This is a genomic window from Methylomonas sp. AM2-LC, assembly GCF_039904985.1.
Taxonomy (GTDB): Bacteria; Pseudomonadota; Gammaproteobacteria; order Methylococcales; family Methylomonadaceae; genus Methylomonas.
On sequence record NZ_CP157005.1, the window covers coordinates 332,628 to 354,464 of the forward strand.

10 protein-coding genes are annotated in these 21,837 nt (G+C 45.9%); 5 read left to right on the forward strand and 5 right to left on the reverse strand.

Annotation, left to right across the window (positions count from 1 at the left end):
* Positions 1-13 precede the first annotated feature (13 nt).
* On the forward strand, positions 14-145 hold the full coding sequence (locus ABH008_RS01585; protein WP_347988125.1) for a hypothetical protein: 132 nt from the start codon (positions 14-16) through the stop codon (positions 143-145).
* A gap of 197 nt (positions 146-342) precedes the next feature.
* The gene (locus ABH008_RS01590; RefSeq protein WP_347988126.1) at positions 343-465 is read left to right on the forward strand and encodes a hypothetical protein; all 123 of its coding nucleotides are present in this window, start codon (positions 343-345) and stop codon (positions 463-465) included.
* Between the two features lie 58 nt (positions 466-523).
* Here the strand turns inward: ABH008_RS01590 and ABH008_RS01595 are convergent, their stop codons facing one another.
* Genes ABH008_RS01595 through glyQ form a run of 4 tightly spaced genes read right to left on the reverse strand, consistent with a single transcriptional unit; the run spans position 524 to position 4,770 of the window.
* Positions 524-1,279, reverse strand: a complete 756-nt coding sequence (locus ABH008_RS01595) for a lysophospholipid acyltransferase family protein (RefSeq protein ID WP_347988127.1) — start codon at positions 1,277-1,279, stop codon at positions 524-526.
* Positions 1,248-1,787: a D-glycero-beta-D-manno-heptose 1,7-bisphosphate 7-phosphatase gene (gene gmhB / locus ABH008_RS01600; RefSeq protein ID WP_347988128.1), complete on the reverse strand. Its 540-nt coding sequence runs from the start codon at positions 1,785-1,787 to the stop codon at positions 1,248-1,250. The genes ABH008_RS01595 and gmhB overlap by 32 nt, the downstream gene beginning before the upstream one ends.
* The gene (gene glyS, locus ABH008_RS01605; RefSeq protein WP_347988129.1) at positions 1,784-3,853 is read right to left on the reverse strand and encodes a glycine--tRNA ligase subunit beta; all 2,070 of its coding nucleotides are present in this window, start codon (positions 3,851-3,853) and stop codon (positions 1,784-1,786) included. The genes gmhB and glyS overlap by 4 nt, the downstream gene beginning before the upstream one ends.
* Positions 3,854-3,855: 2 nt before the next feature.
* The gene (gene glyQ / locus ABH008_RS01610; protein ID WP_347988130.1) at positions 3,856-4,770 is read right to left on the reverse strand and encodes a glycine--tRNA ligase subunit alpha; all 915 of its coding nucleotides are present in this window, start codon (positions 4,768-4,770) and stop codon (positions 3,856-3,858) included.
* A 175-nt stretch (positions 4,771-4,945) separates the two neighbouring features.
* Here glyQ and ABH008_RS01615 point away from each other — a divergent pair, with 175 nt between their 5' ends.
* The 3 genes from ABH008_RS01615 to ABH008_RS01625 are packed head-to-tail and all read left to right on the forward strand — an operon-like array spanning position 4,946 to position 5,954.
* Positions 4,946-5,428, forward strand: a complete 483-nt coding sequence (locus ABH008_RS01615; protein WP_347988131.1) for a YajQ family cyclic di-GMP-binding protein — start codon at positions 4,946-4,948, stop codon at positions 5,426-5,428.
* 20 nt (positions 5,429-5,448) lie between these two features.
* Positions 5,449-5,622: a hypothetical protein gene (locus ABH008_RS01620; RefSeq protein WP_347988132.1), complete on the forward strand. Its 174-nt coding sequence runs from the start codon at positions 5,449-5,451 to the stop codon at positions 5,620-5,622.
* Between the two features lie 26 nt (positions 5,623-5,648).
* Positions 5,649-5,954 carry a hypothetical protein gene (locus ABH008_RS01625; RefSeq protein WP_347988133.1) on the forward strand — a complete coding sequence of 102 codons (306 nt, stop codon included), beginning with the start codon at positions 5,649-5,651 and terminating at the stop codon, positions 5,952-5,954.
* Positions 5,955-5,964: 10 nt separating this feature from the next.
* Here the strand turns inward: ABH008_RS01625 and ABH008_RS01630 are convergent, their stop codons facing one another.
* A complete protein-coding gene (locus tag ABH008_RS01630; protein ID WP_347988134.1) occupies positions 5,965-21,474 on the reverse strand; it encodes a hypothetical protein in 15,510 nt (5,169 codons plus the stop codon).
* Between the last annotated feature and the right edge of the window lie 363 nt (positions 21,475-21,837).

Consider the following 21,837-nt stretch of genomic DNA (forward strand, 5'->3'; position numbering starts at 1 on the left):
TTCGGAGGGTGTAATGAAAAAAATATTTTCTGTCTTAGTGACGGTTCTTATACTTATGAGTCTAACTGCTTGCATGGATAACCCAGATGGTGGCAATAAAAAGCCAGCCAATTATGGTAGCGGTCCAGGGCAACAAAAAGGCTAAAAAAGCAATCGTAAACCTGAAAATGTTAAAGTGTGGGGCAAGAGTCTTACTGTGTTAAAACATTGTTCAGACACAATCGATGCTATTGAGATAATTTTACTATTGCACAAAGCGGTTTTACCATGATATAAATTCCGCCGTGCTTAACTTAGTACAAAAAAGAAATATAAAAAAATTTTATTAATTTGGAGGATGTTATGAAAAAAGTATTGTCTCTATTGGCTGTGGCGTTAATGATTGTTGGTTTGACTGGCTGCATGGATAACCCAGACGGCTCTAAACAAAAAGTTTCAAGCTCTACATCTTCAGTTCAGCTTTAAATTTTGCTTAAGTAAGGCCCACTTCGGTGGGCCTTATGCTTTTCAGTCAGCGAGTATTTCAAGGATTTTCAGAAGTAATTTCTTGCATAGCTTGATTGATCCACGCTTCAGCTTCGTTATTAATGTCCTTTGATTTTTTTCCCTTAGTTTCGATCTTTGGCCCTATTTTTACTTTTATCACGCCAGGATATTTTAAAAAACTGTTCCGCGGCCAAAACTCACCCGCATTATGCGCCAATGGAACGACTGGGTAGGTTGAACGTTGTGCTAGCATCGCTCCGCCCGCATTAAATTTTTTATATTCGCCAGGCGCTACTCTGGTGCCTTCAGGAAAAACGATGACAAAAAAACCTTCCTGTAAGCGTTCGGTACCTTGTTCTATAAGCATGCGTAAGGCTTCTTTCTGATTTTGTCTGTCAATGGCGATGGGTTTAAGGGTTGCTAATGCCCAGCCGCCGAAAGGTATTTGCAATAGTGATTTTTTGAGCACTGCGGTTTGTGGCGAAATAAATTGCCGTAAGGCAATGGTTTCCCAAGCAGATTGATGTTTGCTAAGGATGATGGCTGGACCGTCAACTGGGATATTTTCCAAACCCTGCACTTCATAAGTTAAGCCGCAACAAATTTTTAGCATAAACAGCAGTGTGCAAATCCAGTAATCAGAGATGCGATAACGTACTGAGAAAGGTAAAAAAGCGGTCGATAAGATTAATATACCAACAATTAAGGTCGAAAAAACGATATAAATAAATAAGAATGTTGAGCCGAGATAGACTCTTAAGTTACGTCGAGACGATGTAGGTTGCTGCGTCATAGAGGTTATCGAAAATGGGTAGTTTAAGTTGTGGATTGTTAAGCAGAGTTTGTAGTCCTTTTCCGGTTTTTACCAGTATGGGTTGGGCAGATACTGCCCAACTGGCCTCAAGATCGCGTAATGAGTCGCCCACTGAAAATACCTGTGTTAAGTCTATGTTTTTTTCTTCCGCAAAAGTTTTGAATAATCCGGGTTTTGGTTTACGGCAGTTGCAATGGCTATCCGGCCCATGTGGACAAAAATAGATGGCTTCAATGTGGCCGCCTGCGGCAATGACTAGTTGATGCATATAGGCGTGTATAGCGTCCAGAGTGGCTAAATCGTATAAGCCCCTTGCCACGCCAGATTGATTGGTGATGACCACTACCCGATAGCCGTGCTGGTTTAGCAAGGCTATGGCTTCCAGGCTGCCGGGAATCGGCAGCCATTCCTGTGGTGATTTAATAAAGTCATCCGAATCGATATTGATGACCCCATCACGATCTAAAATAACATAGGCTTGTGTCACGATTGTAATTTGGAGATGTCAGCAATTTTAAGAAATTGTGCCGATATCATCGACAATAATGCCAGTCGACTATTACGCAGCGCAAGATCATCGGTGTTAACCATGACATGATCGAAAAAAGCATCCACGTTGTCACGCAATTGAGCTAGGCGACTTAAAGCTTGCGAATAATTTTGCTCAGCCAATAATGGTTGAATATCGGTGAATGATAGTTCTGCAGCCGCCAGTAAGATTTTTTCTTCTGTAGCGACCAGTTGACCTATGCTAGTGGATATAGGCTGATCAGATTTTTTCAGAATATTACTAATACGCTTATTGGCTGCCGCTAGACTTGCTGCTTCAGGTAGCTGCCTAAAAGCTTGTACAGCACGGATACGAAGCATAAAATCTAATGGTTGAGTAGGCTTAACGGCCAGCACTGCTTCAAATTCGTCACTACTAAAACCTTGGTCCAGACAATAGCCTTTTAAACGATCAAAAATAAATTCAAGAATTCGTTCCCGCGTTTCTTCTTTATTGAATTGATGGCTAAATTGCGCTAATGCCGTATCAAGAAGAGCTACTACATCAATCGAAATCCGATTTTCGATCAGTATTCTTAAAATACCCAGTGTTGCGCGTCGTAAAGCGTAAGGATCTTTATCGCCTGTGGGAATTAATCCGGCGCTAAAAATTCCACTGAGGGTATCTATTTTTTCCGCAACTGCCAAAATCTGACCGATGACACCACTTGGGGTGGGGCCACCTGATTGTTTGGGAAAGTAGTGCTCCTCAATAGCCAAGGCAACTTCAGCCGCTTCATGATCTGCCAGCGCGTAATAACGGCCCATAATGCCTTGTAAGTTGGCAAATTCGCCGACCATATTGGTGATTAAATCAGTTTTGGCCAATAAAGCAGCGCGCTGTGCCTGAGCAACATCCGCATTCAATAATTCAGCAATATAAGCGGATAGATGACTAACCCGCGTGGTTTTGTCAGCTAAAGTGCCCAAGTCTTTCTGAAAAACAATACTGGATAAACTTTCAACTCGATCAGCCAGAGATAGTTTTCTATCCTGTTTCCAGAAAAACTCGGCATCGGCCAGTCTTGGCAACACCACCCGCTGGTTGCCCTGCTGTATAGAGCTAGGGTTGGAGCTTTCAATATTACTGAAAGTGATAAAGTAAGGTAGTAAGCCACCTTGTGCATTTTTGACCGGAAAATATTTCTGGTTGGCTTGCATGGTGGTAATTAATACTTCCATAGGCAGTTCTAGAAAGCGCGCGTCAAAATTGCCAACTACAGGTACTGGCCATTCATTAAGTGCTGCTACTTCTTCCAGTAAATCTTCTTCAATATGAGCTGTGCCGCCGACTTTGGCTGCGGCGTGATTAGCCGCATCGCGGATGACAGACATACGTTCAGCAAAATCTGCAATGACCTTGCCTTGCACGCGTAACGTTTGCTGATAGGTTTGTGGGTTATCTATCTGCACGGGTTGCGGGGCATGGAATCGGTGGCCTCTAGTGAGCTTGCTAGTTTGTGTGCCTAAAATTTCTGTTTCTATGAGCTGTTCGCCAAACAATAATATCGACCAATGTACCGGACGGGCAAACTCACAATCAAAATTACCCCAACGCATGCGTTTGGCTATCGGTAAATTATGCAGACTTTTACGAATAATGTCTGGAAGTAAATCAGTCGTGGGTCGGCCTTTTACTTCTTCATTAAATACCAGCCATTCTCCTTTATCGGTAGCTATACGTGCTAATTGCTCCACTGTAGTACCACAACTACTAGCAAAACCCAGCGCGGCTTTACTGGGAGATCCATCAGCAGTAAAAGCCGCTTGCACAGCTGGTCCACGTTTTTCTACGCTCTTATCTGCTTGAAAGGTTTGTATATCGTCAATCAGCACTGCCAAACGACGTGGGGTGGCGAAAGCATGACCTTGTTGGTAAGCGAGTCCTGCCTCAGTTAGCCCTGACAATATATTATCCAACAGGGCTTGGCTCAGGGCTTTTAATGATTTAGGCGGTAATTCTTCGCAACCTAATTCGAATAATAAGTGATTACTTGCAGTCATAATTACACTCCCTGTCTGGCAAGAATAGGAAAGCCTAATGCTTCCCGGCGATTGTAATAGGCTTCAGCCACAGATTTGGCCATATTGCGTACTCTTAGGATATAACGTTGGCGTTCAGTGACAGAAATGGCATGCCGGGCATCTAATAAATTAAACGCATGTGAGGCTTTTAAAACCATTTCATATGCAGGTAATGGCAGATTTTTTTCCAGCAACATCAAGCATTCACGTTCATAAGTGTCAAAGCATTGGAACAGAAATTCAACATTAGCCCAGTCAAAATTAAATTCAGACATTTCGACTTCGTTTTGATGAAAGACATCGCCATAAGTCACTATGCCTTGTGGGCCGCGCGTCCACACCAAATCGAACACACTTTCGACACCTTGCAAATACATGGCGATACGTTCCAGACCATAGGTTATTTCCCCCGTTACGGGCCTACACTCCAGACCACCGACTTGTTGAAAATAGGTAAACTGGGTGACTTCCATGCCGTTTAACCATACTTCCCAGCCTAAGCCCCAAGCACCTAAAGTGGGCGATTCCCAATTATCTTCTACGAAGCGTACATCATGTTCCAGTAAATCCAGCCCCAAGTGTTGCAAAGAGCCCAGGTATAAGTCTTGAATATCCGCTGGCGAAGGCTTCATGACCACCTGAAATTGATAATAATGCTGCAGACGCATGGGGTTTTCGCCATAACGACCATCGGTAGGGCGGCGGGAAGGTTGTACATATGCGGCATTCCAAGGTTCAGGGCCTATAGCGCGTAAAAAAGTAGCTGGGTGGAAGGTGCCAGCACCGACCTCCTGATCTAATGGTTGCAATAACACACATCCCTGATTCGACCAGTATTCCTGTAAGGTCAAGATCAGGCCCTGAAAAGTAGAGACATCATTTTTGCTAGTCGACACGTTGGGAGCCACTTGAATAATAAAACCTTGAATTATAGCCGAAAATTAAGCTAGAAATCGTTGCATAATTTGAAATTCTTAGTTGTCGATTGTATCTTTATAGGTATTGCCAGTTGAATAAAGTGTTTAAGGCTTTTATAGTGCTATCCTGATTTTTTTACCTTGAGTTTTCACTATGCCTTCTTTTGATATTGTTTCTGAAATTGACAGCCACGAAATTACCAATGCCATTGATCAAGCTAATAAGGAAGTATCGACCCGATTTGATTTTAAAGGCTCTAATGCCTTATTTGAACAGCAGGATGACAGTATACTTATGAAAGCCGAATCAACCTTCCAGCTGCAACAAATGTTACCTATTTTGTATGCAAAAATGGGTAAACGCGGTATTGATATCAGCAGTTTGGAAAGCGGTAAAATTCAGGATACTGGTAAAACTGCGCAACAACCCATTACGCTGAAACAGGGGTTAAGTAGTGAGTTTGCCAAAAAAATCGTTAAGCTGATTAAAGATAAAAAATTAAAAGTACAGGCAGCGATTAATGGTGACAAGGTGCGTGTTACCGGTAAAAAGCGTGATGATTTGCAAGAGGTAATCCAGATGTTAAGAACTGAGGAACTGGAACAACCCTTACAATTCAATAATTTTCGAGATTAAGCTTTGAGTAAGTTTACAGCATGAAACGATTGTTTTTTGCACTCTGGCCTGAGACTGCGGTGCGAGAACAGTGTGTTGCGGTTTATAAAAAACTGCCTAATTCAATGGGTAAACCCGTACTAGCCAGTAATTTACACTGCACCTTGTTATTTTTGGGTAATGTGTCTGCCGCGCAGAGCAGGCTGTCAGCATAGCGGCAAATGGTTTGCAAGTCTCTACAATGAATCTGGTTTTTGACCAACTCAGTTATTGGCAACAGCCCGGTATACTGTGCATTACTGGCAGTGCTGCATTTGATCATGAAGTGACAAGACTGGCAGAACAATTGCTGGCTATTGCTATACAAAATGGGATTAGCATTGATACACGCTCCTACAAACCACACATTACCCTGATGCGTAAAGCCAAAGCGCTGCCAGATATCGAATTTGAGCCGATTATCTGGACAACTGCCCGCTTTTGTTTGCTTGAGTCCTGCTCTTTAGCCTCAGGAGTGGAATATCAAGTGGTAAGGTGTTGGGAGTAATAGATAACTGTTAGGTATGGTACCAGCCGCCTTGCGTGAAGGTTCCCTGATGGGTTGTAGTGTTAAGGGCTGCATCGGTAACACCCACTAATTCAATTGTAACGGTATCTGCATGGGTATCGCTAATACTAACAAATAGATTTGCACCCGATTGTGTTTCGGTAGCATTTAAAGTGCCGCTCATAAACGATAAAACCAGTTCTGGGATTGAGGCTACTGCACTTACATTATTGTTGGTTGTGCCTGGATTAACAATTAAAGCCATATGATTGTTAATTTCAGTTTTTGTTTCCCCTGTGGTTAGATCCAGTTCCGAAATTTGTCCCAGTAAGTTTGCATCAATATGTAATGCGCTGTTAACGTTATCAAAACTATCGCTGATTATAATTTTATTGGCAACTTCGATGGGATTTAAAGCATTGTTGTTGACCACTTTGTTTTCGATGGCATTTGCAATATTTTGTGCCGAGTCAATGATGTTAATATTTTTTAAAAGAGTATATAACCCAGTATAACTGGAATTACTAAACAAACCTTGCAGATTGGCAATGGTGTCTTTTGCGGTAAGGGTATAACCACTGCTATCTTGTGCAGCAATAAGTTCATTGGTTAGTCCAGAAAAACTTGAACTATAGGCAGATTCCAGATTGGAAACGCTATCCACTATATTTACAGCGGCTGTAAAGTTTTTTAATACAGCTGTTTCCAATACTTCTTTTGTAGTATTGGTGGGTGGAGTGAGGTTAGCATAAGTATCGTTTACAATATAATGAATATTATTGGTGCCGTAGGCACTGCTCAACTTTGTGTTAATACTCGAAACCGAGAGAGTTTGGGCTTCAAACTGTGCTAGCGTGTCTGCAACCTGAATACCTTGCAAGGTACTGAACGAGTGTAACTGTGAGCTGGTATCGCTCATAATTGCATTCAAAGCCGATGAATTACTGGTGTTGGTCAACATTGCCAAGTTGTCGGTTAGCCAAACGTTATTATTAGTTAAGGTGTTGTTTACTAACGATGACGTTTCATTCACATTGCTGGCGTACATCAGGCGGGCAAGGTCATCATGCACTACCATGGTTTCACCCGTATATAATTGTGGTACCTGCGCCAGCGCTAAAAGTGAATTAGACAGTGTTGATGTGTCGGCAACATTAATAAAATTCAGATTTGGTAGCTCTATCAATTGCTGCTGTAAATAGCTTAGTTCTGAATTGGTTACTTCATAAGCCAGCACACCATTGCTAGACAGGTTTGCTGCTAATCCGGTTGCGGAGGTGGCGGCAGCAAATGCTTCCAGATTTTGTGCAGTATCTTTGACTACATAAAGTGTATTGGCAGCGGGTGATGTTAGTGTGAGTTGATTAAATGCGCTTACTGTTCCTACCCACAAGTTGATTGATGAATTAAAGTTGGCTGGTAAACCGCCGCCACCCAAAGGCATTAAACCTATATTCAGATTTGAAGTGGCACCCAGAACAGTTGCTGTCGCAGTTAAACTACCCGATATTGCGTCTGCGGGTAATTGAAAGGGTAAGAATATCGTAGTCCCATCTACGCTTACTGTAGAGGTTAAGATACTTCCGTTTTCTGAAAACTGGATAACCGTGTTTGCGGGTAAAATATTACTGGAATTGTCCTCGGCAATTAGTTGTAGTGCTGAGTAGGGTTGGCGGGTAATTGCCAGAGTCTGGTTGGTGGCTGTTCCCAGATTGTTATCCCAATTCGTTGCGGTTTTAAAAGTATAATTCTGGAGTTTGGAGCTGAGCAAGCTATTGATTTGTTGTACTTCATTACTTTCGTTTAAAGTGACAGTAAAGCCAGTAGTACTAACATTGCTGAATGTATCACTATTGCTAATTGTAAAGTTATATGTCGAATTGCCTGCAACGATACTAAAACCGTTTTGCAGTAAGTTGTAATTATTGTTGTTTAAGGTGATAAAACCCGTGCCGCTAAAAGTCAAAGTGCCTGTTGCTGTGTTGTAGCTTACTTGGCTAATAGTGGGTGCTGCGTCATTGCTGACAGTAATAGTCTTCGCGGTAATGGTATCTGCGTTGTAAGTCCACGTATCCCAGCCATTGCTTGCAGATAACTGATAGACTGTATTAGTGCTGTCGTTTGCCGTCGTTCCATTTTGGTTAAACAAAGCGTTTACTGCTAGTTCATCGTTGGCAGATAATTGAATGTTAACACTGCTACTATTTGGATTGCCGATCACATTACTATTGGTTAACGTATAGTGCCCCCCGCCTTTTCCGGTTAAGGTGAGGTCGTTGGTCTGGTAATCGTTCGTGTTAGTGCTAAGGTCGGTGCCGTGAAGAGTCAGTATGCCTGTGCTGGCATCATAGCTAACCGAACTTACCGTCGGATTTATGCCTGCGTTGTTATTACCGATTTGGTACCAGCCGCCTTGGGTAAAAGCATTTTTGGCGGATGAATTATCCAGATAATTTTCAAAATCGATGATAACCGTATGATTATTCGTGTCAGAAATAGTAACAAGCGTGCCAGTGCCTGCACTGTCTATGGCCTCAGTAGCTGTTAATGTGCCGCTCATGAAAGGCAGAATCAGGTCTGGTAAATTGATTGCGGTATTACCATTAGTTTGTGGTTGAGATAGAATCTGTATCGGCAAGTCGCCGTTGTTGGCACCCGAAGTAAGAATTAAGGTGGAGACATTATCAAGCAGAGTTAAATTCCCCAACGTTTCGTTCATTACATTTTGGTAGCTATCCTGAATGGCGATGTTATTGGCTATCTGTAACGGATTAATATTATTGTAATTTTGATTAGCTAAAGCTGTATTTATATTGTTTGCGCTATCAATGACAGTGACATCATGTATATGTGAATACAAGCCATTGTTAGTGTAATGATTTAGCAATGCATTTAAATTTGCAACTGTATCTTTGGCAGTAATGGCAATAGTTTGATTAGAATCACCATAGCCAGCCAAAGCTGTAGACAGACTGGCAAAGCTGCCAGCGTTAAAAGCGGTTTGTAGGTTAAACACATTGTCAACTACATCTATTTGAACTGATGTGAGTTGCAAATTGGTTTGAGTTTGCGCACTGGCATTTGTCAGGGCCGCTTGTAGATTAGCAACACTGTCTTGTACTTCATAACTCAAAGTAGTATGAAAATGGGTTGCTAAGGTATTAAGGTTTGTTTTAACAGTAGAAAATTGCGATTGATAATCGGCTATAGAATCTGCAACGACTATGCCTTGTACGTTGATACTTGTTAGACTTTGCATGCTCTGACTGTTGGTCAGATTAGCCAGAGTATCTGTCAGCCATATTTGTCCGTTAGTTAAAGCGGTAGCGACAGGCGTAGACACAAGGTTTTGGACGGCTGTAGAGTTATAAATAGCCGCGGCTTGTGCATATAGCTGGCTGATTCCGGCTATGCTGTCATGAATGGCTATAGTTACACCCGTTTCTGCTGAGGGTAGTTTTTGCAAAGCAAATAGGCTATCAGCCAGAGTGTATCCTGTGACATTAGCAATATTAACATTCGATTGCTCTATCAATTGGTGTTGCATATAGCTCAATTGATTGTCGCCACTGCGGGATAAATCAAATGCCAGTTGCCCATTTGCTGATAAGGTTTTCAATACACTGGTTTCCACTGCCGAATTTGTCAGCGCGGCAATATTCTGTGCCGTGTCTAGAATAATGTACAAGGTGCTACTATTTATGGCCGACACTGTTGCTGGTAATTGATTTGCTGAGCCTGCCCAGAGGGTGATAGCCGATGTAAAACTGGGGTTGCCGCCACCTGCGGGTACTAATCCCAGTCCAATTGCAGTGGCTAATCCACCATTCAAGCTGAGTTTAGCCGTCAATGTACCACTAGTTAGGTTTAGGCCATCTGGAAGTTGTATAGCTTGTGCAGTATGTATGCCGTCAATGATAAATGGGGTAGTTCCTATTATTACGCCGCCCAGATAAAACTGTACAGTATAAGTGGTTGTATTACTGGTTGCCGGCAGTGGATTTCCACTACTGTCTTTAGTTTGCAGTGCTAAAACACTGTAAGCCTGCTGGTTTGTGCCAGTATCCTGTAGTACCCGTACATAGCTTACACTGCTACCAACTGTTACGGCCAATGCAGTAGGTTGCGCATTGCTATTATTCACAAAACCATCTGTTGGATAAGCGCCAATAAGATGTTGGCTGCCATTCATCAAAATGCTTAAACCGCTACCTGCATTTTGTATATTTTGAGTGGTGTCTGAAATAATGTACCAAGTATTGCTGTTAGTGTGAGTTTTTGCATAAGCTTCCAGATTACTGACAGTGTCGACTTGTAGAGAAATAGGATTGGTTACCTGATTGGTGTTAGGATCGAATATTGAATTAACCGTTGTCCATTGAGAGGGCGCACCGCCGCTCACAGAGCTAACAGCAACTTGTAAATTTGTAAAATTACTACCAGTGATGGGATCGTAAAAATACAAGTTATAGCTACCAGCTGTCAAGCCAGTTGGCGCATTAAATCCGTAAAACTGTTCTGTCGTAGCGATGCTTTGCAGAAGACTTGTGTAAACACCTCCGGTTGCATTTGTTGATGTCGGCGTTACATACATTTCTACACCTTGATTGGTGCTACTATCGGTATTCACCAATATGGCACCTTGTTGTGCATCAAAGTTTTCGTTGATCACCGGAACGCTATAAGTAGTACTGCCAACAGTAATGTGTGCAGCGGGTGTTGCCAGAAAATTTCCAGCTGGAGCACTGGCTCCATCCAGCGTATCGATAATCAAGCGGCCAGCCTTCAGATATTGCAACAGTGAGTTGTAATATGTTGGATCAGATGTACTATTAAATGCGGCAGTAATAGTGCTTAAATTGGGCGTAAAGCCAGTGCTGTCACCCTGTAGAACATAATAATGGTTATCCGTTGCGGAATACGTGCTGGGTAGTCCGGTGATTGTGCCATCAGCACTTAAGCTGACAAACTGAACACTGATACCTGTACCAAAGCTACTACTGACCGTACTACCCATAAAACCAGGCGCAATCTCAATTTGCCCTGCTCCCAGAGAGCCGTTTGCGTTACTGGCAGTAACGGAAATAGTCCATTGATCACCAGGTTGAGTATTTAGACTGGGTGAAAACTCAACAGGCGTATTGCCATTGGTGGTTAACGTTCCAACAGCTATAGCAGCAGCGCCGTTGATGGAGACATTTACTGTCAAGGTTACTGTATCACTGCTGCCAAAGGGTGCGCGTACGATGAAAGGCGATATTTTTAAAGGGGCTAGCGCATTATTTGAATTAGAAATGTTTAATGTATAAGGAGTACTAATCTCGGCCAGAGCGTCTATATTGCTAGCATATTGTTGACTGGTGAGTGTTAACGCAACATTACTGGGTAGGGTAATGTTATTGATATGGTTGGCGTTGGGTTCAAGATAGTTTGTAAAGTCACTTAACAGGTTGGCAAGGGTTGTTGAAGTATCTGTAACAGCAAGCGTATAGTTTGTTAATTTGGCAAGTACATCTTTATCAGTAGTGATTTGAGCGAGAGACACACTTATAGGAGTGCTGGAAGTAGTATCGGTGATACTAGACAGTTCGTTCTTTTTATAAAGACTTTCCAAGGCATCCAGGTTAGCGGAAATATTGGTGCTATTGTCGGTGACAGCAACGCTAAAAGCATTTGAAATTTTAGCAAGAGCATTACTATCGTTTAAAATTTGCGCGATAGAGAGTGTAAGTGGTGCTGAATCCAATATAGTAATGGCATTAAGTACTCTATCGGTAGCCAAAGCCTGTAAGCCATCAAAATTCGTTGAGATAGATGCCGCTGAATCCGCAATAGCAACAGCGGTTACATGACTATAACTACTGAGGAGTGTCTCGACATTCCCGATGGTTACCCCCGCAACCATAAAATTGCTGTTAATTAATCCGAATACATTGGCAAAACTTGTTATCTGAGATTGTGTTGAGGGTGTTAAGGTAAATGTGGGTTCTGTGGTATCCGTAAAATGTATTGAACTGATTTGTGAGCTAAAAGACGATAGAGCATTTAAGTTATTAAAAATATTGCTAGCTAAGTCAGATACAGTCAATGTATAGCTATTATTAATACTTTGCAGAAGTGAATTGCTATTACTGATTTGAGTAACGGTTAAGTTTAACGGGTTATTATTGTCACTGATGGTAATGTTTAAGCCAGTGAGATTGGCAACGTTATTTTTCAGAACGCTAAATTGGCTGATAATATTGGCAGCCGTATCAGTAATGGCTATCGCTTTAATAGTATTTTTATCCGCCACCAGAGTGGTGATGTTGCTCGCCACATTGCCTGCGGTATCAGCTATCGCAATACTATTGACATGGCTATTGCTCAGCGCGGTCGTCACACTGGCTGCAGGAACGCTCGCCAGCGTAAGGCTGTAAGGTGTATTGATCTTGCTGAGCACGGCACTATCAGTGTTATAGGTTGACCAGCTTAAATTGATGGTCACTGTGCCGCTATCAGTTAAGCTGATGCTGCCCAGTTTGCTGTTATCACTCACCAGAGTGCTCATGCCACCCAGTACATTGGACAACGAGTCGCTGACACTAAATCCCGTCAAATGGCTATTGCCTAGTACGGTGCTGATATTACTGACGGTAACGCCACTTAATTTAAAGGCACTGTTGATCAAAGCCAGTACATTGGTATCCTGCGTTTGCGCAGCCAATGTAATAGTGGGTGTACCGTTGTCAGTCAGGATAATGCTGGTAATTTTGGTGACATTGCTTTCAAGATTGGAGGGCGTGGCTATTAAATCCGCTTGGACATTGGCCGCCAGGTCGGTGACCGTTACGGAGGCGATATGGCTATAGGTACTTAACAGGTTAGCCACACTGCCGGCAGCAACACCAGCCACCTTGAAACTGCTGTTGATCAAGGCCAGCACTGCGGCGTCAGTAGTCAGAATCGATTGCGTGGTTGCCGTTAACGTCAGCGTGGGTGTTACGGTGTCGCTCAGGGTGATGGCGCTGATTTTCGTCACATCATTCAGCAAGCTGGATAAGTTACTGCTGCTGAAGACATTGGCTGCCGTGTCCAGTATGGCTATGTGGCTGACGCCCGTGGTGGCGAACACGCTCGGCAGATTCGCTAAAGTGACGCCAGTGACGGTCAGATCGAGCGTGCCGCCATTCGTACTGATGAGATTGAGTACGTTTTTATAGCTTGTCAGTTGCGCTGCTGTTAAGGTGAGCGTTAGCGTTGCACTGTCTGAGACGGTGATCGCGGTAATTTTGGTGATGCTTGTTGACAGCGTGGGGGTATTGCTGGCCAGATTGGCTGCAAGATTAGCGGCACTATCCGATACGGTAATACTGCTGACATGACTGTTGCCGAGTACACTGGCTATGTTAGTGGCACTGACAGCGCTGACGGTCAGACTGTAGGCGCTGCTGATTTTATTCAGAACAGTTAAATCGGTGTTGTAATCGCTGTAGACCAGTGCTGCCGCCGTGGTGGGCAACGGCGAAAGTGTAATGCCGGTCGTTTGGCTGGTTAGCAAGGCATTTTCATTGCTGATGACATTGGCCAGACTATCGGTGACCGTTACGGAGGCGATATGGCTATAGGTACTTAACAGGTTAGCCACACTGCCGGCAGCAACACCAGCTACCTTGAAACTGCTGTTGATCAAGGCCAGCACTGCGGCGTCAGTAGTCAGAATCGATTGCGTGGTTGCCGTTAACGTCAGCGTGGGTGTTACGGTGTCGCTCAGGGTGATGGCGCTGATTTTCGTTACATCATTCAGCAAGCTGGATAAGTTACTGCTGCTGAAGACATTGGCTGCCGTGTCCAGTATGGCTATGTGGCTGACGCCCGTGGTGGCGAACACGCTCGGCAGATTCGCTAGAGTGACGCCAGTGACGGTCAGATTGAGCGTACCGCCATTCGTACTGATGAGATTGAGTACGTTTTTATAGCTTGTCAGTTGCGCTGCTGTTAAGGTGAGCGTTAGCGTTGCACTGTCTGAGACGGTGATCGCGGTAATTTTGGTGATGCTTGTTGACAGCGTGGGGGTATTGCTGGCCAGATTGGCTGCAAGATTAGCGGCACTATCCGATACGGTAATACTGCTGACATGACTGTTGCCGAGTACACTGGCTATGTTAGTGGCACTGACAGCGCTGACGGTCAGACTGTAGGCGCTGCTGATTTTATTCAGAACAGTTAAATCGGTGTTGTAATCGCTGTAGACCAGTGCTGCCGCCGTGGTGGGCAACGGCGAAAGTGTAATGCCGGTCGTTTGGCTGGTTAGCAAGGCATTTTCATTGCTGATGACATTGGCCAGACTATCGGTGACCGTTACGGAGGCGATATGGCTATAGGTACTTAACAGGTTAGCCACACTGCCGGCAGCAACACCAGCTACCTTGAAACTGCTGTTGATCAAGGCCAGCACTGCGGCGTCAGTAGTCAGAATCGATTGCGTGGTTGCCGTTAACGTCAGCGTGGGTGTTACGGTGTCGCTCAGGGTGATGGCGCTGATTTTCGTTACATCATTCAGCAAGCTGGATAAGTTACTGCTGCTGAAGACATTGGCTGCCGTGTCCAGTATGGCTATGTGGCTGACGCCCGTGGTGGCGAACACGCTCGGCAGATTCGCTAGAGTGACGCCAGTGACGGTCAGATTGAGCGTACCGCCATTCGTACTGATGAGATTGAGTACGTTTTTATAGCTTGTCAGTTGCGCTGCTGTTAAGGTGAGCGTTAGCGTTGCACTGTCTGAGACGGTGATCGCGGTAATTTTGGTGATGCTTGTTGACAGCGTGGGGGTATTGCTGGCCAGATTGGCTGCAAGATTAGCGGCACTATCCGATACGGTAATACTGCTGACATGACTGTTGCCGAGTACACTGGCTATGTTAGTGGCACTGACAGCGCTGACGGTCAGACTGTAGGCGCTGCTGATTTTATTCAGAACAGTTAAATCGGTGTTGTAATCGCTGTAGACCAGTGCTGCCGCCGTGGTGGGCAACGGCGAAAGTGTAATGCCGGTCGTTTGGCTGGTTAGCAAGGCATTTTCATTGCTGATGACATTGGCCAGACTATCGGTGACCGTTACGGAGGCGATATGGCTATAGGTACTTAACAGGTTAGCCACACTGCCGGCAGCAACACCAGCTACCTTGAAACTGCTGTTGATCAAGGCCAGCACTGCGGCGTCAGTAGTCAGAATCGATTGCGTGGTTGCCGTTAACGTCAGCGTGGGTGTTACGGTGTCGCTCAGGGTGATGGCGCTGATTTTCGTTACATCATTCAGCAAGCTGGATAAGTTACTGCTGCTGAAGACATTGGCTGCCGTGTCCAGTATGGCTATGTGGCTGACGCCCGTGGTGGCGAACACGCTCGGCAGATTCGCTAGAGTGACGCCAGTGACGGTCAGATTGAGCGTACCGCCATTCGTACTGATGAGATTGAGTACGTTTTTATAGCTTGTCAGTTGCGCTGCTGTTAAGGTGAGCGTTAGCGTTGCACTGTCTGAGACGGTGATCGCGGTAATTTTGGTGATGCTTGTTGACAGCGTGGGGGTATTGCTGGCCAGATTGGCTGCAAGATTAGCGGCACTATCCGATACGGTAATACTGCTGACATGACTGTTGCCGAGTACACTGGCTATGTTAGTGGCACTGACAGCGCTGACGGTCAGACTGTAGGCGCTGCTGATTTTATTCAGAACAGTTAAATCGGTGTTGTAATCGCTGTAGACCAGTGCTGCCGCCGTGGTGGGCAACGGCGAAAGTGTAATGCCGGTCGTTTGGCTGGTTAGCAAGGCATTTTCATTGCTGATGACATTGGCCAGACTATCGGTGACCGTTACGGAGGCGATATGGCTATAGGTACTTAACAGGTTAGCCACGCTGCCGGCAGCAACACCAGCTACCTTGAAACTGCTGTTGATCAAGGCCAGCACTGCGGCGTCAGTAGTCAGAATCGATTGCGTGGTTGCCGTTAACGTCAGCGTGGGTGTTACGGTGTCGCTCAGGGTGATGGCGCTGATTTTCGTTACATCATTCAGCAAGCTGGATAAGTTACTGCTGCTGAAGACATTGGCTGCCGTGTCCAGTATGGCTATGTGGCTGACGCCCGTGGTGGCGAACACGCTCGGCAGATTCGCTAAAGTGACGCCGGTGACGGTCAGATCGAGCGTACCGCCATTCGTACTGATGAGATTGAGTACGTTTTTATAGCTTGTCAGTTGCGCTGCTGTTAAGGTGAGCGTTAGCGTTGCACTGTCTGAGACGGTGATCGCGGTAATTTTGGTGATGCTTGTTGACAGCGTGGGGGTATTGCTGGCCAGATTGGCTGCAAGATTAGCGGCACTATCCGATACGGTAATACTGCTGACATGACTGTTGCCGAGTACACTGGCTATGTTAGTGGCACTGACAGCGCTGACGGTCAGACTGTAGGCGCTGCTGATTTTATTCAGAACAGTTAAATCGGTGTTGTAATCGCTGTAGACCAGTGCTGCCGCCGTGGTGGGCAACGGCGAAAGTGTAATGCCGGTCGTTTGGCTGGTTAGCAAGGCATTTTCATTGCTGATGACATTGGCCAGACTATCGGTGACCGTTACGGAGGCGATATGGCTATAGGTACTTAACAGGTTAGCCACACTGCCGGCAGCAACACCAGCTACCTTGAAACTGCTGTTGATCAAGGCCAGCACTGCGGCGTCAGTAGTCAGAATCGATTGCGTGGTTGCCGTTAACGTCAGCGTGGGTGTTACGGTGTCGCTCAGGGTGATGGCGCTGATTTTCGTTACATCATTCAGCAAGCTGGATAAGTTACTGCTGCTGAAGACATTGGCTGCCGTGTCCAGTATGGCTATGTGGCTGACGCCCGTGGTGGCGAACACGCTCGGCAGATTCGCTAGAGTGACGCCAGTGACGGTCAGATTGAGCGTACCGCCATTCGTACTGATGAGATTGAGTACGTTTTTATAGCTTGTCAGTTGCGCTGCTGTTAAGGTGAGCGTTAGCGTTGCACTGTCTGAGACGGTGATCGCGGTAATTTTGGTGATGCTTGTTGACAGCGTGGGGGTATTGCTGGCCAGATTGGCTGCAAGATTAGCGGCACTATCCGATACGGTAATACTGCTGACATGACTGTTGCCGAGTACACTGGCTATGTTAGTGGCACTGACAGCGCTGACGGTCAGACTGTAGGCGCTGCTGATTTTATTCAGAACAGTTAAATCGGTGTTGTAATCGCTGTAGACCAGTGCTGCCGCCGTGGTGGGCAACGGCGAAAGTGTAATGCCGGTCGTTTGGCTGGTTAGCAAGGCATTTTCATTGCTGATGACATTGGCCAGACTATCGGTGACCGTTACGGAGGCGATATGGCTATAGGTACTTAACAGGTTAGCCACACTGCCGGCAGCAACACCAGCTACCTTGAAACTGCTGTTGATCAAGGCCAGCACTGCGGCGTCAGTAGTCAGAATCGATTGCGTGGTTGCCGTTAACGTCAGCGTGGGTGTTACGGTGTCGCTCAGGGTGATGGCGCTGATTTTCGTTACATCATTCAGCAAGCTGGATAAGTTACTGCTGCTGAAGACATTGGCTGCCGTGTCCAGTATGGCTATGTGGCTGACGCCCGTGGTGGCGAACACGCTCGGCAGATTCGCTAAAGTGACGCCGGTGACGGTCAGATCGAGCGTACCGCCATTCGTACTGATGAGATTGAGTACGTTTTTATAGCTTGTCAGTTGCGCTGCTGTTAAGGTGAGCGTTAGCGTTGCACTGTCTGAGACGGTGATCGCGGTAATTTTGGTGATGCTTGTTGACAGCGTGGGGGTATTGCTGGCCAGATTGGCTGCAAGATTAGCGGCACTATCCGATACGGTAATACTGCTGACATGACTGTTGCCGAGTACACTGGCTATGTTAGTGGCACTGACAGCGCTGACGGTCAGACTGTAGGCGCTGCTGATTTTATTCAGAACAGTTAAATCGGTGTTGTAATCGCTGTAGACCAGTGCTGCCGCCGTGGTGGGCAACGGCGAAAGTGTAATGCCGGTCGTTTGGCTGGTTAGCAAGGCATTTTCATTGCTGATGACATTGGCCAGACTATCGGTGACCGTTACGGAGGCGATATGGCTATAGGTACTTAACAGGTTAGCCACACTGCCGGCAGCAACACCAGCTACCTTGAAACTGCTGTTGATCAAGGCCAGCACTGCGGCGTCAGTAGTCAGAATCGATTGCGTGGTTGCCGTTAACGTCAGCGTGGGTGTTACGGTGTCGCTCAGGGTGATGGCGCTGATTTTCGTTACATCATTCAGCAAGCTGGATAAGTTACTGCTGCTGAAGACATTGGCTGCCGTGTCCAGTATGGCTATGTGGCTGACGCCCGTGGTGGCGAACACGCTCGGCAGATTCGCTAGAGTGACGCCAGTGACGGTCAGATTGAGCGTACCGCCATTCGTACTGATGAGATTGAGTACGTTTTTATAGCTTGTCAGTTGCGCTGCTGTTAAGGTGAGCGTTAGCGTTGCACTGTCTGAGACGGTGATCGCGGTAATTTTGGTGATGCTTGTTGACAGCGTGGGGGTATTGCTGGCCAGATTGGCTGCAAGATTAGCGGCACTATCCGATACGGTAATACTGCTGACATGACTGTTGCCGAGTACACTGGCTATGTTAGTGGCACTGACAGCGCTGACGGTCAGACTGTAGGCGCTGCTGATTTTATTCAGAACAGTTAAATCGGTGTTGTAATCGCTGTAGACCAGTGCTGCCGCCGTGGTGGGCAACGGCGAAAGTGTAATGCCGGTCGTTTGGCTGGTTAGCAAGGCATTTTCATTGCTGATGACATTGGCCAGACTATCGGTGACCGTTACGGAGGCGATATGGCTATAGGTACTTAACAGGTTAGCCACACTGCCGGCAGCAACACCAGCTACCTTGAAACTGCTGTTGATCAAGGCCAGCACTGCGGCGTCAGTAGTCAGAATCGATTGCGTGGTTGCCGTTAACGTCAGCGTGGGTGTTACGGTGTCGCTCAGGGTGATGGCGCTGATTTTCGTTACATCATTCAGCAAGCTGGATAAGTTACTGCTGCTGAAGACATTGGCTGCCGTGTCCAGTATGGCTATGTGGCTGACGCCCGTGGTGGCGAACACGCTCGGCAGATTCGCTAGAGTGACGCCAGTGACGGTCAGATTGAGCGTACCGCCATTCGTACTGATGAGATTGAGTACGTTTTTATAGCTTGTCAGTTGCGCTGCTGTTAAGGTGAGCGTTAGCGTTGCACTGTCTGAGACGGTGATCGCGGTAATTTTGGTGATGCTTGTTGACAGCGTGGGGGTATTGCTGGCCAGATTGGCTGCAAGATTAGCGGCACTATCCGATACGGTAATACTGCTGACATGACTGTTGCCGAGTACACTGGCTATGTTAGTGGCACTGACAGCGCTGACGGTCAGACTGTAGGCGCTGCTGATTTTATTCAGAACAGTTAAATCGGTGTTGTAATCGCTGTAGACCAGTGCTGCCGCCGTGGTGGGCAACGGCGAAAGTGTAATGCCGGTCGTTTGGCTGGTTAGCAAGGCATTTTCATTGCTGATGACATTGGCCAGACTATCGGTGACCGTTACGGAGGCGATATGGCTATAGGTACTTAACAGGTTAGCCACACTGCCGGCAGCAACACCAGCTACCTTGAAACTGCTGTTGATCAAGGCCAGCACTGCGGCGTCAGTAGTCAGAATCGATTGCGTGGTTGCCGTTAACGTCAGCGTGGGTGTTACGGTGTCGCTCAGGGTGATGGCGCTGATTTTCGTTACATCATTCAGCAAGCTGGATAAGTTACTGCTGCTGAAGACATTGGCTGCCGTGTCCAGTATGGCTATGTGGCTGACGCCCGTGGTGGCGAACACGCTCGGCAGATTCGCTAAAGTGACGCCGGTGACGGTCAGATTGAGCGTACCGCCATTCGTACTGATGAGATTGAGTACGTTTTTATAGCTTGTCAGTTGCGCTGCTGTTAAGGTGAGCGTTAGCGTTGCACTGTCTGAGACGGTGATCGCGGTAATTTTGGTGATGCTTGTTGACAGCGTGGGGGTATTGCTGGCCAGATTGGCTGCAAGATTAGCGGCACTATCCGATACGGTAATACTGCTGACATGACTGTTGCCGAGTACACTGGCTATGTTAGTGGCACTGACAGCGCTGACGGTCAGACTGTAGGCGCTGCTGATTTTATTCAGAACAGTTAAATCGGTGTTGTAATCGCTGTAGACCAGTGCTGCCGCCGTGGTGGGCAACGGCGAAAGTGTAATGCCGGTCGTTTGGCTGGTTAGCAAGGCATTTTCATTGCTGATGACATTGGCCAGACTATCGGTGACCGTTACGGAGGCGATATGGCTATAGGTACTTAACAGGTTAGCCACACTGCCGGCAGCAACACCAGCTACCTTGAAACTGCTGTTGATCAAGGCCAGCACTGCGGCGTCAGTAGTCAGAATCGATTGCGTGGTTGCCGTTAACGTCAGCGTGGGTGTTACGGTGTCGCTCAGGGTGATGGCGCTGATTTTCGTTACATCATTCAGCAAGCTGGATAAGTTACTGCTGCTGAAGACATTGGCTGCCGTGTCCAGTATGGCTATGTGGCTGACGCCCGTGGTGGCGAACACGCTCGGCAGATTCGCTAGAGTGACGCCAGTGACGGTCAGATTGAGCGTACCGCCATTCGTACTGATGAGATTGAGTACGTTTTTATAGCTTGTCAGTTGCGCTGCTGTTAAGGTGAGCGTTAGCGTTGCACTGTCTGAGACGGTGATCGCGGTAATTTTGGTGATGCTTGTTGACAGCGTGGGGGTATTGCTGGCCAGATTGGCTGCAAGATTAGCGGCACTATCCGATACGGTAATACTGCTGACATGACTGTTGCCGAGTACACTGGCTATGTTAGTGGCACTGACAGCGCTGACGGTCAGACTGTAGGCGCTGCTGATTTTATTCAGAACAGTTAAATCGGTGTTGTAATCGCTGTAGACCAGTGCTGCCAAAGTTGGTGCGTTGGTATCTGTTAGCGTAATCGTATAATTACTTGTAATTTTTGAAAATACAGAAAGATAAAGCTGTAATTGACTTGAAGAAATGGTTAAAGTTGGTGTGCTGGTATTGACTAATTCAATAGAGGCAATATTTGCCAAATTGCTCTCTAAAGTAGATATATTGAATAAAACGCTTGACGCTGTATCCGAAATTGTCAGCGTATAGATATTGGTAATGGCATTCAGTACTGCAATGTCATTAACTAATTGCGGAGCGCTAATGGTCAAAGGGGTAATGCTGCCAGTTTGCGTGATACCGACAATCTTGCCAGCCAAGGCCATAATGTTCAGAGCATCAATATTGGCAGCAATCTGCACTGAACTATCAGCAATGCTTAGAGCAGCAATATTATTATTTGTTTGATAGGCACTAAGGGCCTGACTCACTGAAGATGTTGGAATTGTGAGGTTAATTGTCATCATTTTCCTAATAAAATTCAGGTATATTCAGCAAGTGATAATTAAGTTGCATTATTCTAAATAGCCAATATTTTTTGACTAAATACAGCTATGCAGAAATGTTATACGGTTTCTAACGGTTTTGATAGCGTACAAAGGTACAATTATATGAAAATTGTGTTCTGTCTATCAGAAGATTAAACCATGGGCTATATAGCTAGACTATAGAATTAGGTTGAAAAGTAGTCACTCATTGCAAGCAATTGCATGGTTACTAATTTGATCTTACGGTTAAATTAAGCGCTGATTTCCAGCTGATGGCGGAATTTTTGAAAATGCTGTTTTGTCGAAGGTTGAGCTGGCCTGCTTACTTTCAGTAAACAGGCG